Source organism: Pseudomonas sp. PsB (assembly GCF_043658375.1).
GTDB lineage: Bacteria > Pseudomonadota > Gammaproteobacteria > Pseudomonadales > Pseudomonadaceae > Aquipseudomonas > Aquipseudomonas putida_Z.
Genome location: NZ_JBIGLU010000003.1, coordinates 302,061 through 317,247 on the forward strand (window position 1 = coordinate 302,061; position 15,187 = coordinate 317,247).

At 62.9% G+C, this 15,187-nt stretch carries 16 protein-coding genes; 7 read left to right on the plus strand and 9 right to left on the minus strand.

Annotation, left to right across the window (positions count from 1 at the left end):
* The 3 genes from trpD to ACGLHT_RS07625 all read left to right on the plus strand — a co-directional run bounded on the left by trpD (window position 1) and on the right by ACGLHT_RS07625 (window position 2,768).
* The gene (gene trpD, locus ACGLHT_RS07615) at window positions 1–1,050 is read left to right on the plus strand and encodes an anthranilate phosphoribosyltransferase (protein ID WP_013970609.1); all 1,050 of its coding nucleotides are present in this window, start codon (window positions 1–3) and stop codon (window positions 1,048–1,050) included.
* Window positions 1,047–1,880, plus strand: coding sequence for an indole-3-glycerol phosphate synthase TrpC (trpC, locus tag ACGLHT_RS07620; protein ID WP_137162853.1), 834 nt, complete (start codon window positions 1,047–1,049; stop codon window positions 1,878–1,880). The genes trpD and trpC overlap by 4 nt, the downstream gene beginning before the upstream one ends.
* Before the next feature lie 183 nt (window positions 1,881–2,063).
* Window positions 2,064–2,768: a lipoate--protein ligase family protein gene (locus ACGLHT_RS07625; RefSeq protein ID WP_025337473.1), complete on the plus strand. Its 705-nt coding sequence runs from the start codon at window positions 2,064–2,066 to the stop codon at window positions 2,766–2,768.
* Here ACGLHT_RS07625 and crp read toward each other — a convergent pair.
* Window positions 2,765–3,409, minus strand: a complete 645-nt coding sequence (gene crp / locus ACGLHT_RS07630; RefSeq protein WP_012270218.1) for a cAMP-activated global transcriptional regulator CRP — start codon at window positions 3,407–3,409, stop codon at window positions 2,765–2,767. The two genes, ACGLHT_RS07625 and crp, sit on opposite strands and share 4 nt — an antisense overlap.
* Before the next feature lie 191 nt (window positions 3,410–3,600).
* Here crp and ACGLHT_RS07635 point away from each other — a divergent pair, with 191 nt between their 5' ends.
* Complete coding sequence (locus ACGLHT_RS07635; RefSeq protein WP_025337475.1) at window positions 3,601–4,029, plus strand: OsmC family protein; 429 nt, start codon at window positions 3,601–3,603, stop codon at window positions 4,027–4,029.
* Window positions 4,030–4,145: 116 nt separating this feature from the next.
* Here ACGLHT_RS07635 and ACGLHT_RS07640 read toward each other — a convergent pair whose 3' ends face one another.
* The 6 genes from ACGLHT_RS07640 to hemJ form a co-directional block, all read right to left on the minus strand.
* Window positions 4,146–5,186: a DUF2157 domain-containing protein gene (locus ACGLHT_RS07640; protein WP_085618968.1), complete on the minus strand. Its 1,041-nt coding sequence runs from the start codon at window positions 5,184–5,186 to the stop codon at window positions 4,146–4,148.
* Window positions 5,187–5,196: 10 nt separating this feature from the next.
* A complete protein-coding gene (coq7, locus tag ACGLHT_RS07645) occupies window positions 5,197–5,844 on the minus strand; it encodes a 2-polyprenyl-3-methyl-6-methoxy-1,4-benzoquinone monooxygenase (RefSeq protein WP_025337477.1) in 648 nt (215 codons plus the stop codon).
* 65 nt (window positions 5,845–5,909) lie between these two features.
* Window positions 5,910–6,248 (minus strand): histidine triad nucleotide-binding protein, encoded by a 339-nt coding sequence (locus tag ACGLHT_RS07650; protein ID WP_013970615.1) that lies wholly within the window; start codon window positions 6,246–6,248, stop codon window positions 5,910–5,912.
* Window positions 6,249–6,311: 63 nt separating this feature from the next.
* Complete coding sequence (locus ACGLHT_RS07655; protein ID WP_137162856.1) at window positions 6,312–7,094, minus strand: SDR family oxidoreductase; 783 nt, start codon at window positions 7,092–7,094, stop codon at window positions 6,312–6,314.
* 67 nt (window positions 7,095–7,161) lie between these two features.
* Window positions 7,162–8,118 (minus strand): nitronate monooxygenase family protein, encoded by a 957-nt coding sequence (locus ACGLHT_RS07660; protein WP_137162857.1) that lies wholly within the window; start codon window positions 8,116–8,118, stop codon window positions 7,162–7,164.
* 28 nt (window positions 8,119–8,146) lie between these two features.
* Window positions 8,147–8,572 (minus strand): protoporphyrinogen oxidase HemJ, encoded by a 426-nt coding sequence (gene hemJ, locus ACGLHT_RS07665; RefSeq protein ID WP_003258833.1) that lies wholly within the window; start codon window positions 8,570–8,572, stop codon window positions 8,147–8,149.
* A gap of 141 nt (window positions 8,573–8,713) precedes the next feature.
* Here hemJ and argC point away from each other — a divergent pair, with 141 nt between their 5' ends.
* Entirely contained in the window at window positions 8,714–9,748 is a 1,035-nt protein-coding gene (gene argC / locus ACGLHT_RS07670) for an N-acetyl-gamma-glutamyl-phosphate reductase (RefSeq protein ID WP_025337480.1), read from the plus strand.
* A 146-nt stretch (window positions 9,749–9,894) separates the two neighbouring features.
* Window positions 9,895–10,245: an iron-sulfur cluster insertion protein ErpA gene (gene erpA / locus ACGLHT_RS07675; RefSeq protein WP_015268740.1), complete on the plus strand. Its 351-nt coding sequence runs from the start codon at window positions 9,895–9,897 to the stop codon at window positions 10,243–10,245.
* 59 nt (window positions 10,246–10,304) lie between these two features.
* On the opposite strand, the gene ACGLHT_RS07680 is transcribed toward erpA, so the two are convergent.
* The gene (locus tag ACGLHT_RS07680) at window positions 10,305–11,396 is read right to left on the minus strand and encodes an anhydro-N-acetylmuramic acid kinase (RefSeq protein ID WP_274120074.1); all 1,092 of its coding nucleotides are present in this window, start codon (window positions 11,394–11,396) and stop codon (window positions 10,305–10,307) included.
* 4 nt (window positions 11,397–11,400) lie between these two features.
* Entirely contained in the window at window positions 11,401–12,822 is a 1,422-nt protein-coding gene (locus tag ACGLHT_RS07685) for a peptidoglycan DD-metalloendopeptidase family protein (RefSeq protein ID WP_085693443.1), read from the minus strand.
* Between the two features lie 213 nt (window positions 12,823–13,035).
* Here ACGLHT_RS07685 and tyrS point away from each other — a divergent pair, with 213 nt between their 5' ends.
* Window positions 13,036–14,235, plus strand: a complete 1,200-nt coding sequence (gene tyrS / locus ACGLHT_RS07690; protein ID WP_025337483.1) for a tyrosine--tRNA ligase — start codon at window positions 13,036–13,038, stop codon at window positions 14,233–14,235.
* Window positions 14,236–15,187 lie beyond the last annotated feature (952 nt).

The window sequence follows — 15,187 nt, forward strand, 5'->3', positions numbered from 1 at the left end:
ATGGATATCAAGAGTGCGTTGAGCCGTATCGTCGGCCAGCTGGACCTTTCAACCGAAGAAATGCGCGACGTCATGCGCCAGATCATGACCGGCCAGTGCAGCGAAGCGCAGATCGGCGCCTTCCTGATGGGCATGCGCATGAAGAGCGAAAGCATCGACGAGATCGTCGGTGCGGTGTCGGTGATGCGCGAGCTGGCCGACAAGGTCGAACTGCAGAGCCTCGATGGCGTGGTCGATATCGTCGGTACCGGCGGTGATGGCGCCAACATCTTCAACGTGTCCACCGCCTCGTCGTTCGTCCTGGCGGCGGCAGGTTGCACCGTGGCCAAGCATGGCAACCGCGCGGTGTCAGGCAAGAGCGGCAGTGCCGACCTGCTGGAGGCCGCCGGTATCTACCTGAACCTGACGCCCACCCAGGTGGCCCGCTGCATCGACAGCCTGGGCATCGGCTTCATGTTCGCGCAAAGCCATCATTCGGCCATGAAGCACGCTGCCGGCCCGCGTCGCGACCTGGGGCTGCGAACCCTGTTCAACATGCTCGGCCCGCTTACGAATCCGGCCGGGGTGAAGCACCAGGTGGTCGGTGTATTTGCCCAGACCCTGTGCCGCCCGTTGGCTGAAGTACTGCAGCGCCTGGGCAGCAAGCACGTGCTGGTGGTGCACTCCAAGGACGGCCTGGACGAGTTCAGCCTGGCTGCGCCGACCTTCGTCGCCGAACTGAAAAATGGTGAAATCACCGAATACTGGGTGGAGCCGGAAGACCTCGGCATGAAGAGCCAGAGCCTGCACGGCCTGGCCGTCGAGAACCCGCAGGCGTCGCTGGAGCTGATCCGCGATGCGCTAGGCCGACGCAAGACCGAAAACGGCCAGAAGGCCGCCGAGATGATCGTGCTCAATGCGGGCGCGGCGCTGTATGCCGCTGACCATGCCATGAGCCTGAAAGCCGGTGTGGAACTGGCCCACGACGTACTGCACACCGGGCTGGCCTGGGAGAAGCTGCAGGAGCTGGGCGCCTTTACTGCAGTATTCAAGGTGGAGAACGAAGCATGAGTGTGCCGACGGTGCTGGAAAGGATCATCGCCCGCAAGTTTCAGGAAGTGGCCGAGCGCAGCGCGCGCGTCAGCCTCGCCGAGCTGGAGGCCCTGGCCAAGGCTGCCGACGCCCCGCGTGGCTTTGCCAAGGCCCTGATCGAGCAAGCCGCGCGCAAGCAACCGGCGGTGATTGCCGAAATCAAGAAGGCCTCGCCGAGCAAAGGCGTGATTCGCGAGCATTTCGTGCCGGCGGAAATCGCCGTCAGCTACGAGAAGGGCGGGGCGACTTGCCTGTCGGTGCTGACCGATGTGGACTACTTCCAGGGTGCCGACGAGTACTTGCAGCAGGCCCGCGCGGCGGTGTCGCTGCCGGTGATCCGCAAGGATTTCATGGTCGACCCGTACCAGATCGTCGAGGCCCGGGCCCTGGGCGCGGACTGTGTACTGCTGATCGTGTCGGCGCTGGATGACGTGAAGATGGCCGAACTGGCGGCCACGGCCAAGGATGTCGGCCTCGACGTGCTGGTGGAAGTGCACGACGGCGATGAGCTGGAGCGTGCGTTGAAAACCCTGGATACACCGCTGGTGGGGGTTAACAACCGCAACCTGCACACCTTCGAGGTCAGCCTGGAAACCACCCTCGACCTGCTGCCGCGTATTCCGCGTGATCGCCTGGCGATTACCGAGAGTGGCATCTTTAACCGGGCCGATGTGGAGCTGATGGAGATCAACGAGGTCTACTCCTTCCTGGTCGGTGAGGCGTTCATGCGCGCCGAGCAGCCGGGGCTGGAGCTGCAGCGGTTGTTCTTCCCGGAACAGGTGAAGAAGACTGTTCAGCAACTGGACTGATCAAATGAAGCCGGCGTTATTGCCGGCTTTTTTGTATGCCTGTAATGGCCCCTTCGCGGCGGTCCGACGCTTCGGCTCGCCCGCTCCCACAGGTTCTCCATCACCCTCGGGGCCTGTGGTAATCCCTGTGGGAGCGGGCGTGCCCGCGAAGAGGCCCTGAATAACAACATCAAAGGTGGATCAATGACCGATCAACCCCTGGCCCTGACCGTAGAACAAGGCCTGCACGCCGAACAGGAATTGCTGGCCGCCGTCTGCCGCGGCGAGCGCGACAGTGGCGTGCTGTTCTGGCGCCCGACCGACCACGCCCTGGTCATGCCCCGGCGCATGAGCCGTCTGGACAATTTCGAAGCCGCCTGTTCGGAGCTGGCGATTGCCGGCTGGCCGGTGCTGCTGCGCGAAACCGGTGGCGAGCCGGTGCCGCAATCACACGCCACGGTGAACGTTGCCCTGGTCTATGTTGCCCCCCGCAGCGAAGGCGACCACGGCCGTATCGAAAACGCCTACGAGCGCCTGTGCCTGCCGCTGTGTGACGTGCTGCGCGAGTGGGGCGGGGTGGCGTCGGTGGGCGAAATCGATGGCGCCTTCTGCGATGGCCGCTACAACGTCAACCTCAATGGCCGCAAACTGGTGGGCACCGCCCAGCGCTGGCGCCAGGGGCTGGGTGGCAAGCGCCCGGTGGTGCTGGTGCACGGTGCGCTGCTGCTGGACAACGAGCGTGAATCGATGGTGGCGGCGGTCAACCGCTTCAACGAGTGCTGCGAGCTGGAACAGCGCTGCCGCGCTGATGCGCACATCGCCTTGCACGAAGTGGCGCCTGCGGCCCCATGGTTCGAGCGGCTGTCGCAGGCCTATGCCAAGGTACTGGCCGACCTGCCCAGGGACTAGCGGGTACCGTAGACCACCATGGTCTTGCCTTTGACCTGCACCAGGCTGCGTTCTTCAAGGTCCTTGAGGACGCGGCCGACCATTTCCCGCGAGCAACCGACGATGCGGCCGATTTCCTGACGAGTGATCTTGATCTGCATGCCGTCGGGGTGGGTCATGGCGTCGGGTTGCTTGCACAGTTCCAGCAGGCAGCGGGCGACACGCCCGGTAACGTCGAAGAACGCCAGGTCGCCGACCTTGCGCGTGGTGTTGCGCAGGCGCTGGGCCATCTGGCTGCCCAGGGCATAGAGGATTTCCGGGTCCTGGCGCGCCAGTTCGCGAAACTTCTCATAACTGATTTCGGCTACTTCGCATTCGGTCTTGGCGCGCACCCAGGCACTGCGCTGCTGTTCACCCTCGACCGGTTCGAACAGGCCCAACTCGCCGAAGAAGTCGCCATTGTTGAGGTAGGCGATGATCATTTCATGGCCGTCATCGTCCTCGATGAGGATGGTGACCGAACCCTTGATGATGAACGACAGTGTCTCGGCCCGGTCGCCGGCGCAGATGATGTTGCTTTTGGCGGTATAGCGACGGCGCTGGCAGTGCACCAGCAGCTTGTCGATGTTCTTGATCTTGGCGGGTAGGGCGGAAGCAACCATCACGAAGTCCTGTTCGATATGACGCATAGGCTTTTTATAAAGGTCGGCTGGCGGAGCGCGCCAGTCATTTGGCGCCAGCTTATCAGACACTACAGGATGTTTCGGTACTAAACCGACACGACTCGTGCTTTTCCCACAGCCGTACAAGGTCTAAGCTGACACCCTTTTCCGAAAATCAGGAGTCCGGGTAGATGAAGGCACGTATCCAGTGGGCCGGTGAGGCGATGTTCCTCGGCGAATCGGGGAGCGGCCATGTCGTCGTGATGGACGGCCCGCCCGAGGCCGGCGGCCGTAACCTGGGCGTGCGCCCGATGGAAATGCTGTTGCTGGGCCTGGGTGGCTGCAGCAGCTTTGACGTGGTCAGCATTCTGAAGAAGTCGCGCCAGGCGGTAGAAAGCTGCGAGGCGTTCCTGGAGGCCGAGCGTGCCAGCGAAGACCCGAAGGTGTTTACCAAGATCCACATGAACTTCGTGGTGAAGGGGCGTGGGCTGAAGGAGGCCCAGGTCAAGCGTGCGGTAGAGCTGTCGGCGGAGAAGTATTGCTCGGCTTCGATCATGCTCGAGCGTGCCGGGGTTGAGATTACCCACGGGTACGAGATTGTAGAGCTGGGTCAAGGCTGACATTTTGGGGCCGCTTTGCGCCCCATCGCGACACAAGGCCGCTCCTACAGGGGATCGCGTACCACCTGTAGGAGCGGCCTTGTGTCGCGATGGGGCGCGGAGCGGCCCCGACAATTTCAGCTGCGAAGCGCCGGCAGCGCAGCCCGCACCCACCCCGGCAAACAATCGCGCATCACCCGGCTCAACCGCTCCCGCCGCTTCTGGTAAACCAGCCCCAGCCCGATAACCCCCAGCCCGATCAAGGTCACCACCACTGGGAACAGCAGCGAGTCGGCAAACACCTCGTACGACAGGTACCCCAGGTAAGCCGCCACGCCTAACGCCCCGAAAACCATGAACACCGGCCGACGCAACAGCACCGCCATACCCATCAGGGCAATATTGATCAGGCAGTACAAGGCCTTGCCCAGCTCGCTGCCGCTGTCCACTAGCGTCAGCCCGCCCCAGAATGCCGCCAGCCCGGCCAGGTAGCCCCAGTGGGCGTAGTCTTCGCGGGTGCGGCCGTCCACCCCGACGAACACCACCAGCAACCCGAGCCCGAACCACAGCGAAACCTCGCGGCGCTGTTCCCAGCTGAATGGCGAGCCGAAGAACCATTCGCTCAGGTCCATCGACATGAACCACAAGGCCACGGCAATCGGCATGACGATGAACGGGTAGGGGATCAGCCTCAGCATCAACAGCCCGGCAAGCACCGTGGCTGCTTCCATTGCCAGCCAGCCGCTCTGCACGTAGGTGTAGTACTGGTGATAGTTTGCCTGCGCATCATCCATTGGCCACCAGCCAGCCAGCCGTTCGATGGCGAACACCGCCAATGGCACGATGCTTACCGCGACTGCTGCCAGCACCCCGGCCGCGACGGGCTGTACGCGCCGTTGCAGGTTAACGGCGAACAGCGTGAGCAGCAGGATATAGAGGCTGGCGATGACCAGCAGTGCCCAGTCGCCGATGCGCATCCAGGCTTCGGTGAGCAGCCAGCCCATGGCTGCCATGATCAGCATGGCGCCGAAGTAGAAAGCGACATGGGCCAGCTGGAAGCTGCCGCGCTGTGCCGGCTGCTGGCGCAGGAAGGCCAGCAGGGCCTGGTCCTGGCCCGGCTGGAGAATGCCGGCTTGCACGGCGCGCGCCAGGTCCTTGGCGTCGAAACGGTCCGTCATGGTGATGCCTTCAGATGCGGTAGGTGCTCTTGGTCATGACCTTGGCCAACAGGCTCATGCCAAAGCGAACAGGGGCGGGGAAGCGATAACCGCCGGCTTCCAGTGCAGACTCGGCGTGCTGTTCCTCATCGATGCGCATCTGTTCGAGGATGGCCCGGGACTTTTCGTCTTCCTGCGGGATCTGCTCCAGGTGCTCGTCGAGGTGCTTGCACACCTGGTGCTCGGTGGCGGCGACGAAGCCCAGGCTGACCTTGTCGCTGACCAGCCCGGCGAGTGCGCCGATACCGAACGACATGCCGTAGAACAACGGGTTGAGCACGCTGGGGTGGCTGTTCAGCTGGCGAATGCGCTGTTCGCACCAGGCCAGGTGGTCCACTTCTTCCTCGGCGGCGTGTTCCATGGCCTTGCGCACTTCGGGCAGCTTGGCGGTCAGGGCCTGGCCCTGGTACAGCGCCTGGGCGCAGACTTCACCGGTGTGGTTGATACGCATCAGCCCGGCAACATGACGAGCCTGCTGTTCGTCCAGGTCGACGTCCGGCTGGACAATGGCCGGCGATGGGCGGGCGGGTTGGCCGCTGAAGGGCAGCAAGGTGCGCATGGCGGTATCGGCCTGCAGCAACAAGCGGTCGAGCGGCGAGTAGTGACGTTCGGTAGCCATCGGGCACCTCCGCAAGAATGTGCCCGACAGTTTACCGCAATAGTGGCAGGGTCGCTTGCCGTGGATCAGCCCGGTGGCCAGTGCATCTGGCGCTGGCCAAGCACGTGCATGTGGATGTGGTAGACGGTCTGGCCGCCTTGCTCGTTGCAGTTCATCACTACGCGGAAGCCTTCCTCGCAGCCAAGTTCCTTGGCCAGACGCTGGGCGGTGAACAAGATGTGACCAGCCAGGCCTTTGTCTTCTTCGGTCAAGTCATTGAGGGTGCGGATGTGCTTTTTCGGGATGACCAGAAAATGCACGGGCGCCTGGGGGGCGATATCGTGGAACGCCAGAACCTGGTCGTCCTCGTAGATGATCTTCGCCGGGATCTCCCGGTTGATGATCTTGATGAATAAATCGTCCACAGCACTTGCTCCATGGTGAGGGTCGGGCCGAGTGTACTCAGCCGGGCGCCGCTCGCCCAGTGGCTATTCCATGCCTACCGGGCAATAGCGGCGGTGGATGGCCCCTGCCAGCTTGCGCACCAGCCAGCGCGGCAGCAGGCGCGGGGCGAACGCCAGCAAGCGATTACGCCGGCCGGGCAGTATCAGTGCGCGGTTCTTGTCCAGCGCGCGCACGGTGTACAGCGCCACTTCCTCAGGGCTGAGGCAGCGTGGCTTGCCATCCAGCCGCGGAATGCGCCGGCGCGAGGAGCGCACCGGGCCGGGGCACAGTACCGAAACCTTGATGCCGGTGCGCTTGAGTTCTTCACGCAAGGCCTGGGAGAAGCTCAGCACATAGGCCTTGCTGGCGGCATAGGCGGCCATCCACGGGCCAGGCGCCACCCCGGCCAGGCCGGCGACATTGAGGATCTGCCCGCCGCCCTGCACGGCCATCAGGTTACCGATGGCGTGGCACAGGCGGCTCAGGGCCAGCACGTTGACTTCCAGCAGGTCCTGTTCGTCGGCCCACTCATGGGCCAGGAGTGGCCCGTAGGTGCGCAGGCCGGCACAATTGACCAGCAGGTCGATGCGCCGCTCGCCTTCCTCCAGCTCCAGCACGAAGCCCGACAGGCGCAACGGCTGGCTGAGGTCGCAGGCACGGAACAGTACCTCGACACCGAAGCGTTGGGTCAGCTCGATGGCCACCGGTTCCAGCGTTTCACGCTGGCGTGCCACCAGAATCAGATTGCGCCCGCGCCGCGCCAGGGCTTCCGCCAGGGCCAGGCCCAGGCCGCTGGAAGCACCAGTGATCATGGCGTAACGGGTCATGCAAGGCTCCTGGGGGCTGAAGAGGGCGCCTAGTGTACAGCTTGGCCGGGCAAGGTGTTGCCTTTTGCTACAGGGTGCGGGCGCGCAGGGCCTGGCAGCGTTCCAGGGCGTCCCGGTACTCGTCATGCAGCCGTCCGATCAGCGCGCTGGCGCTGGGCAGGTCGTCGATACCGCCGACCCCCTGGCCCGCCGACCACACGGTCTTCCAGGCCTTGGCTTCGTCGTCGATCGGCTTGAGCTTGCCTTGCTCATGGCCGCCCTTGATGGCGTTCATGTCATAGCCGGCCTGTTCCAGGCTCGGGCGCAGGAAGCTGGCGGGAACGCCGGACACCGCCGGGGTGTGGACGATGTCGGCGGCATGGGAATCGAGCAGCATCTGCTTGTAGGCGTCCGGGGCCTGGCTTTCTGCGGTGGCGATGAAGCGGGTGCCCATGTAAGCAAGGTCCGCACCCAGCATTTGCGCGGCGAGGATCTCGTGGCCGTGGTTGAGGCAGCCGGCCAGCAGCAGGGTTTTGTCGAAGAACTGGCGAATCTCCGCAGCCAGGGCGAACGGGCTCCAGGTGCCCGCATGGCCGCCTGCGCCTGCAGCAACGGCGATCAGGCCATCAACACCGGCTTCGGCGGCTTTCTCGGCATGGCGGCGGGTGGTGACATCGTGGAACACCAGGCCGCCGTAGCCATGCACGGCATCGACCACTTCCTTCACCGCGCCGAGGCTGGTGATGACGATCGGCACGCGGTGTTCCACGCACAACGCCAGGTCGGCCTGCAGGCGAGGGTTGGTCGGGTGGACGATCAGGTTGACGGCATAGGGGGCTGGCGCCTGCAGCTGTGCCAGGCCTGCCTCGATTTCCTCCAGCCAGGCCTTGAAGCCGGCGCTGTTGCGCTGGTTGAGGGCCGGGAAGCTGCCGACCACGCCGCTGGAGCAGCAGGCCAGTACCAGCCTGGGGTTGGAGATCAGGAACATCGGTGCGGCAACCACGGGCAGGCGCAGGCGTTGTTCGAGGGAGGCAGGTAACGACATGGCAAGGCTCCTTGAGCGGGTGGCTATGTCAGAACGGTTTGACCACCACCAGAATTACGATACCCAGCAGGAACAGCACAGGCACTTCGTTGAACCAGCGATAGTAGACGTGGCTGCGGGTGTTGCTGCCGCTGGCGAAGCGCTTGCGCTGGGCGCCGCACATGTGATGGTAGACGGTCAGCAGGATGACCAGGGTCAGCTTGGCATGCAGCCAGCCCTGGCTGAGCCAGCCGGGCGTGAGGTAGAGCATCCATGCGCCGAACACGTAGGTGGCGATCATCGCCGGGTTCATGATGCCGCGAAACAGCTTGCGCTCCATGGTCACGAAGCGTTCCTGGCTGATGCTGTCCTGGCTTTGGGCGTGGTAGACGAACAGCCGCGGCAGGTAGAACAGGCCGGCGAACCAGCAGACCACGCTGACGATATGCAGCGCTTTGATCCATAGGTAAAGCATGGGGGAGTTCCTTCAGGTATTCACGGTCGTCAGATAGTAGTGGTCAAGCGCCCGAAGGGTCACCCGAAGAGTTGTTACAGGCGCCTTGCGCCCCTATTATCGTGCGCTTTCCAGACGGCTCGTTGATAAGGGGCAAGCGTTATGATCAAGGTCGGTATCGTTGGCGGCACGGGTTACACCGGCGTCGAACTGTTGCGTCTGCTGGCACAGCATCCACAGGCCGAAGTGGCGGTCATCACTTCGCGCTCCGAGGCGGGCGTTGCAGTGGCGGACATGTACCCGAACCTGCGCGGCCACTATGACGGGCTGGCGTTCAGCGTGCCGGACAGCAAGACCCTGGCCGCCTGCGACGTGGTGTTCTTCGCCACCCCGCACGGTGTTGCCCACGCCCTGGCTGGCGAACTGCTGGCGGCCGGTACCAAGGTGATCGACCTGTCGGCCGACTTCCGTCTGCAGGACGCCGCCGAGTGGGGCAAGTGGTACGGCCAGCCGCACGGTGCGCCAGAGCTGCTCAAGGACGCGGTATACGGCCTGCCTGAAGTCAACCGCGAGAAGATTCGCCAGGCGCGCCTGATCGCTGTGCCGGGTTGCTACCCGACCGCCACCCAACTGGGCTTCCTGCCGCTGCTGGAAGCTGGCCTGGCCGACCCGTCGCGCCTGATCGCCGACTGCAAGTCGGGTGTCAGCGGCGCTGGTCGTGGTGCGGCGGTGGGTTCGCTGTTCTGCGAAGCCGGCGAAAGCATGAAAGCCTACGCAGTGAAGGGCCATCGCCACCTGCCGGAAATCAGCCAGGGCCTGCGCCTGGCCGCTGGCAAGGATATCGGCCTGACTTTCGTGCCGCACCTGACGCCAATGATCCGTGGCATCCACGCCACCTTGTACGCTACCGTCGCCGACACCTCGGTCGACCTGCAGGCGCTGTTCGAGAAGCGTTACGCCGATGAACCGTTCGTCGATGTGATGCCGGCTGGCAGCCACCCGGAAACCCGCAGTGTGCGCGGCGCCAACGTCTGCCGCATTGCCGTTCATCGCCCGCAAGGCGGTGACCTGGTGGTGGTGCTGTCGGTGATCGACAACCTGGTCAAAGGCGCGTCCGGCCAGGCGGTGCAGAACCTCAACATCCTGTTCGGCCTGGACGAGCGCATGGGCTTGTCACACGCGGGCCTGCTGCCGTAAGCCGCCAGCGTTCGAAAAGGCCCGCGTCGTGCGGGCCTTTTTGTAGGTCGCGACTAAAGCCGCACAATTCTTGACCGATTTTCTCGGGAAAGCGGATAATGCGCGTCATCGAGTTTTATGGCGGCTACCACGCCGGGAGAATCAACATGAGCGTCGAAACCTTCACCCCCACCGCTTTGGAATTCACCCACGGCGCTGCGCAAAAGGTGAAGAACCTGGTTTCCGAGGAAGGCAACGATCGTCTGAAGCTGCGCGTGTTCGTCACCGGTGGCGGCTGCTCGGGCTTCCAGTATGGCTTCACCTTCGATGAAGACGTGGCCGAAGACGACACCATCGTCGAGCGCGAAGGTGTTTCCCTTGTGGTCGACCCGATGAGCTTCCAGTACCTGGCCGGCGCCGAGGTGGATTACCAGGAAGGCCTGGAAGGCTCGCGCTTCGTGATCAAGAACCCGAACGCTGCTACCACCTGTGGCTGCGGCTCCTCGTTCTCGATCTGAGGCCTGGCCATATGAAAACGCCGCGCAATTGCGCGGCGTTTTGCTTTCTGGCGTAACGTTCAGGCCGGGTAGATTGCGCCGAGTACGCGCAGGCCCTTGGCCGCTGTCACGCTAGGGCGATTGGCAGCGATGCCTTCCAGGCAACAGTGGGCCAGCCAGGCGAAGGCCATGGCTTCGACCCAGTCCGGGTCCACGCCATGGGCGCCGGTGCTGGCGACACGGGCGTCGGGCAGCAACTGGCCGAGGCGTGCCATCAGGGCGCCGTTGCGCGCACCGCCACCGCAGACCAGCAGCGCTTCGGTGCCTTGCTGGGCGTTGCTCAACGAGTCGATGATGCTGCGTGCGGTCAGTTCCAGCAATGTTGCCTGTACGTCCTCGTCGCGGTAAGCGGGCAGGCGGGTCAGGTGGCCATCCAGCCAGGGCAGGTTGAATACTTCGCGGCCCGTGCTCTTCGGGCCGCTGCCGGCGAAGAACGGGTCGGCCAGCAGTGCGCTGAGCAAGTCGGCTTGCACTACGCCCGAGGCAGCCCAAGCCCCATCCGCATCGTAGGCCTGGCCGCGCTTGCGTTCGATCCAGGCATCCAGCAGCACGTTGCCCGGGCCGCAGTCGAAGCCGTGGACTGGCTTGTCGTGTTCGATCAGGCTGAGGTTGCTGAAACCGCCCACGTTGAGAATGGCCAGGCGCTGGCCCAGGTGGCTGAACAGGGTTTCATGGAAGGCCGGCACCAGTGGCGCACCTTGGCCACCGGCGGCCACATCGCGACGGCGGAAGTCGGCGACCACGCTGATGCCGGTAAGCTCGGCCAGCAGCGCCGGGTTGCCGATCTGCACGGTAAAGCCGCGTGCAGGTTCGTGGCGGATGGTCTGGCCGTGGCTGCCGATGGCGCGGATGGCTCCGGCCTGCAGCCCTTGCCTGGTCAGCAGCTCGCGGATACCTTCGCCTGCCAGGCTGGCCCAGCGGTTTTCCGCCAGTGCAGCGCGGGCGATCTCGTCAGGGCCGCTGCTGCAAAGGCCCAGCAGTTCCTGGCGCAGGTCGCCGGGCATGGGCAGGTAGTGGGTGGCGAGCAGTTCGAGCTGCTCGCCTTGTTCGATCAAGGCAATGTCCAGGCCATCGAGGCTGGTGCCGGACATCACCCCCAGGTAGAGCGCCATGGGCTTAGCGCTTGTTCGCTGCGAGCAGGGTGGCCTTTTCCTGATCCATACGGGCGATCAGGGGTTGGCTCTGCTGCAGGAAACGCTGGCGCTCGTTCCTGGCGATCGGGTCGGCCATCGGCACTTTCTGGCTCAGCGGGTCGACGTGCACACCGTTGACCTGGAACTCGTAGTGCAGGTGCGGGCCGGTGGACAGGCCGGTGGTGCCGATGTAGCCGATGATCTGGCCCTGCTTGACCGAGCCGCCGGTCTTGATGCCCTTGGCAAAGCCCTGCATGTGGCCGTACAGCGTCTTGTAGCGGTTACCGTGCTGGATGATCACGGTGTTGCCGTAACCACCGCGGCGCCCGGCCAGCTCGATGCGGCCGTCACCGGCTGCCTTGATTGGAGTGCCGCGTGGGGCGGCGTAGTCGACGCCTTTGTGGGCACGGATCTTGTTCAGGATCGGGTGCTTGCGGCCGGCGGAGAAGCGCGAGCTGATGCGGGCGAAGTCGACCGGGGTGCGGATGAAGGCCTTGCGCAGGCTATTGCCATCGGCGGTGTAGTAGCTGGTGTTGCCCTGCTTGTTGGTATAGCGCACGGCGGTGTAGGTCTTGCCGCGGTTGGTGAAGCGCGCGGACAGGATGTTACCGGTGCCGACGACCTTGCCGTCCATTACCTTCTGCTCGTAGACCACGTCGAATTCATCGCCCGGGCGAATGTCCTGGGCGAAATCGATGTCGTAACCCAGCACGCGGGCCATGTCCATGGTCATGCTGTGGGACAGGCCGGCGCGCTGGGCCGAGGCCGACAGCGAGCTTTTGATCACGCCGTGGGCGTAGGCGGTACGCACTACCGGCTTGCTGATTTCGCGGTTGAAGGTATAGCCCTTGTCGGTCTTGGTCAGGCGAATGGTTTCGAGGTTGCTGACCTTGCTGTGCAGGCTGGCCAGCTGGCCGTCCTTGTCGAGCTCGAACTGCAGCACCTGGCCGTGCTTGAGCTGGCTGAACTGCTTGGCCTGCTTGTTGCTGGCCAGCAGGTCGTGCACCGCGTTGCTTGGCAGGCCGACCTTGGCGAACAGGGTGGACAGGGTATCACCCCGGGCCACGGTGACTTCGCGGTGGCTGGGTTGCTTGGCGGCTTCGACGACCGGTTCGGCGGCAGGGGCTTCCTGCTCGGCGTTCTGGGTCTCGGGGGCGGCCTCTTCGATCTGGGCGAATGGCGAGCCTTGCTCACCTTCTGCCTGCACCAGGGGCGCAGCGCGGGATTCGTCCTTCAACTGTTCGGCAGGGCTCTCCAGCTCGAGGTTGAGGGTGGTTTTCTTGGCTTCCACTTCGCTGGAGGGAAACACCAGCAGGGCCAGGCTGAGCAGGGCGGCGATGCCGCTGGCGGCCAACAGATGGCTTTTCGGATAAAGCGGGGGCGCTTTAGGCGGTTCGTTGGTCATGGGCAAGGTGACTTTGAAAAAGGTGAAATGGAAAAGATGAATGACATGATGAAGATGAAATAACTGTATAAAATATAACCAAATCCATTTTCACGCAAGGGCGCGTAGACGCCGCAAGCCTGTGTTCGGGTCACATTCCTTTGCGAAACTTGTAATTGACGGCCGATCTTGTATGGTTGGCTCCCCCTGAATCTGAGCCTTGCGGGTTTGTCTATGAAGTCGGTTGAAGAGCAGCTGGCGCTTATCAAGCGCGGTGCGGAAGAAGTACTGGTCGAGTCGGAACTGGTGGAGAAGCTCAAGCGCGGCCAGCCTCTGCGCATCAAGGCCGGCTTCGACCCGACCGCGCCTGACCTGCACCTTGGGCACACGGTGCTGATCAACAAGCTGCGCCAGTTCCAGGACCTGGGCCACCAGGTCATCTTCCTGATCGGTGACTTCACCGGCATGATCGGTGACCCGAGCGGCAAGAGCGCCACGCGCCCGCCGCTGACCCGCGAGCAGGTGCTGGAAAACGCCGAGACCTACAAGCAGCAGGTGTTCAAGATCCTCGATCCAGCCAAGACCGAGGTCGCGTTCAACTCCACCTGGATGGACAAGCTGACCCCGGCCGACTTCATTCGCCTGGCATCGCAGTACACCGTGGCGCGCATGCTCGAGCGCGATGACTTCGACAAGCGCTACACCACCAACCAGCCTATTGCCATCCACGAGTTCCTGTACCCGCTGGTGCAGGGTTATGACTCGGTGGCGCTGAAGGCGGATGTCGAGCTGGGTGGTACCGACCAGAAGTTCAACCTGCTGATGGGGCGTGAGCTGCAGCGCGCCTATGGCCAGGAAGCGCAGAACATCGTGACCATGCCGCTGCTCGAAGGGCTCGACGGCGTGAAGAAGATGTCCAAGTCGCTGGGTAACTATGTAGGTATCCAGGAAGCGCCGGGGGTGATGTACAGCAAGCTGGTGTCGATCCCGGATACCCTGATGTGGCGCTACTTCGAACTGCTGAGCTTCCGTTCGATGGAAGAGATCGAGCAGTTCCGTGCCGACGTCGCCAATGGTGCCAACCCGCGCGACATCAAGATCAAGCTGGCGGAAGAGATCGTTGCGCGCTTCCATGGCGAGGAGGCAGCGGCCAATGCTCACCGTGCAGCGGGTAACCGTATGAAGGAAGGCGAGCTGCCGGAAGATCTGCCGGAAATCGAAGTGGCTGCGGGCGAAAGCCTGCCGATTGCTGCCGTACTGAACCGGGCTGGCCTGGTGAAGAACTCTGCGCAGGCGCGGGACTTGCTGAGTGGTGGTGCGGTGAAGGTCGATGGTGCGGTGGTTGATCGTGACTTCATGTTTGCGCTGGGTGCTACCCATGTGTGCCAGGCGGGCAAGAAGTCGTTTGCGCGGGTTACCTTGAAGGCTGAGTGATTGGCTTTGGGTGTGGCTATATAGAAGCGGGGAGGCCGATAGGCCTCCCCGCTTTGTTTTTGGGGTTTGGCTTTTGGTTGTTGGGTGCGTCAGGGCGGCTATGGGCCTGTCTTGAGATGGTATTGGCTTTGAGAGGTGCCTGCCTTGTGTTTTCTGGCGCCTATGAGATCGAGCGCCGCCCGCGCGGCGCTTCGCAGCACAAGGCTGCTCCTACATCTGTTTCGGGCCAATTATTCCTGCGCCATTGGCGCGCGCACCCTGGGTGCATGGCTGGAGATTGATGAAGAGCAGCAGGCGCAACCTTCGATATTGAATGGAACAGACAAGGCGGTCGCGCGCACCAGGCACAGGAGAGACTGGCCCGAAACAGATGTAGGAGCAGCCTTGTGCTGCGAAGCGCCGCGCGGGCGGCGCTCGATCTCATAGGCGCAGAAGGTGTTGTGGCGAACACCTGGTGGCCTTGATGTGGTCTTTTCCCCTGATATTTCAATTTCTTGAAATTAAAGGTTGACGCCCCTTCGAATCCCCTTATAATGCGCCCCACTTCCAGCGACGCCGGAACGACAAACTCCTTGAAATTCAATGAGTTAGATAGTTGAGGCGAAGTTGAAAGGGCTACGATCGAATGATCGATAGCGGTTGAGATGATGGTTGACAGCGCTTCTAAACGCTGTATGATTCGCCTCCCGCTACGAGAGATCGCAGCGAGTCAAGTGTTTGAAGCTAAACGAGTTTCTCGCAAAAAACTTCAAAATAAACGCTTGACAGCAAATGAGGAAAGCGTAGAATGCGCGCCTCGGTTGAGACGAAAAGCTCTTAACCAAATGCTCTTTAACAAATCGAATCAAGCAATTCGTGTGGGTGCTTGTGAGTATGGACTGATAGTCACAAAGATTATCAGCATCACAAGTGACCATGCGAGAAATCACATAGTCATTTGAGATTGCTGAGC

Coding starts and splice junctions, on each gene's coding strand:
- trpD (WP_013970609.1), top strand. CDS start 1: ATGGATATCAAGAGTGCGTTGAGCCGTATCGTCGGCCAGCTGGACCTT.
- trpC (WP_137162853.1), top strand. CDS start 1,047: ATGAGTGTGCCGACGGTGCTGGAAAGGATCATCGCCCGCAAGTTTCAG.
- ACGLHT_RS07625 (WP_025337473.1), top strand. CDS start 2,064: ATGACCGATCAACCCCTGGCCCTGACCGTAGAACAAGGCCTGCACGCC.
- crp (WP_012270218.1), bottom strand. CDS start 3,409: ATGGTTGCTTCCGCCCTACCCGCCAAGATCAAGAACATCGACAAGCTG.
- ACGLHT_RS07635 (WP_025337475.1), top strand. CDS start 3,601: ATGAAGGCACGTATCCAGTGGGCCGGTGAGGCGATGTTCCTCGGCGAA.
- ACGLHT_RS07640 (WP_085618968.1), bottom strand. CDS start 5,186: ATGACGGACCGTTTCGACGCCAAGGACCTGGCGCGCGCCGTGCAAGCC.
- coq7 (WP_025337477.1), bottom strand. CDS start 5,844: ATGGCTACCGAACGTCACTACTCGCCGCTCGACCGCTTGTTGCTGCAG.
- ACGLHT_RS07655 (WP_137162856.1), bottom strand. CDS start 7,094: ATGACCCGTTACGCCATGATCACTGGTGCTTCCAGCGGCCTGGGCCTG.
- ACGLHT_RS07660 (WP_137162857.1), bottom strand. CDS start 8,118: ATGTCGTTACCTGCCTCCCTCGAACAACGCCTGCGCCTGCCCGTGGTT.
- hemJ (WP_003258833.1), bottom strand. CDS start 8,572: ATGCTTTACCTATGGATCAAAGCGCTGCATATCGTCAGCGTGGTCTGC.
- argC (WP_025337480.1), top strand. CDS start 8,714: ATGATCAAGGTCGGTATCGTTGGCGGCACGGGTTACACCGGCGTCGAA.
- erpA (WP_015268740.1), top strand. CDS start 9,895: ATGAGCGTCGAAACCTTCACCCCCACCGCTTTGGAATTCACCCACGGC.
- ACGLHT_RS07680 (WP_274120074.1), bottom strand. CDS start 11,396: ATGGCGCTCTACCTGGGGGTGATGTCCGGCACCAGCCTCGATGGCCTG.
- ACGLHT_RS07685 (WP_085693443.1), bottom strand. CDS start 12,822: ATGACCAACGAACCGCCTAAAGCGCCCCCGCTTTATCCGAAAAGCCAT.
- tyrS (WP_025337483.1), top strand. CDS start 13,036: ATGAAGTCGGTTGAAGAGCAGCTGGCGCTTATCAAGCGCGGTGCGGAA.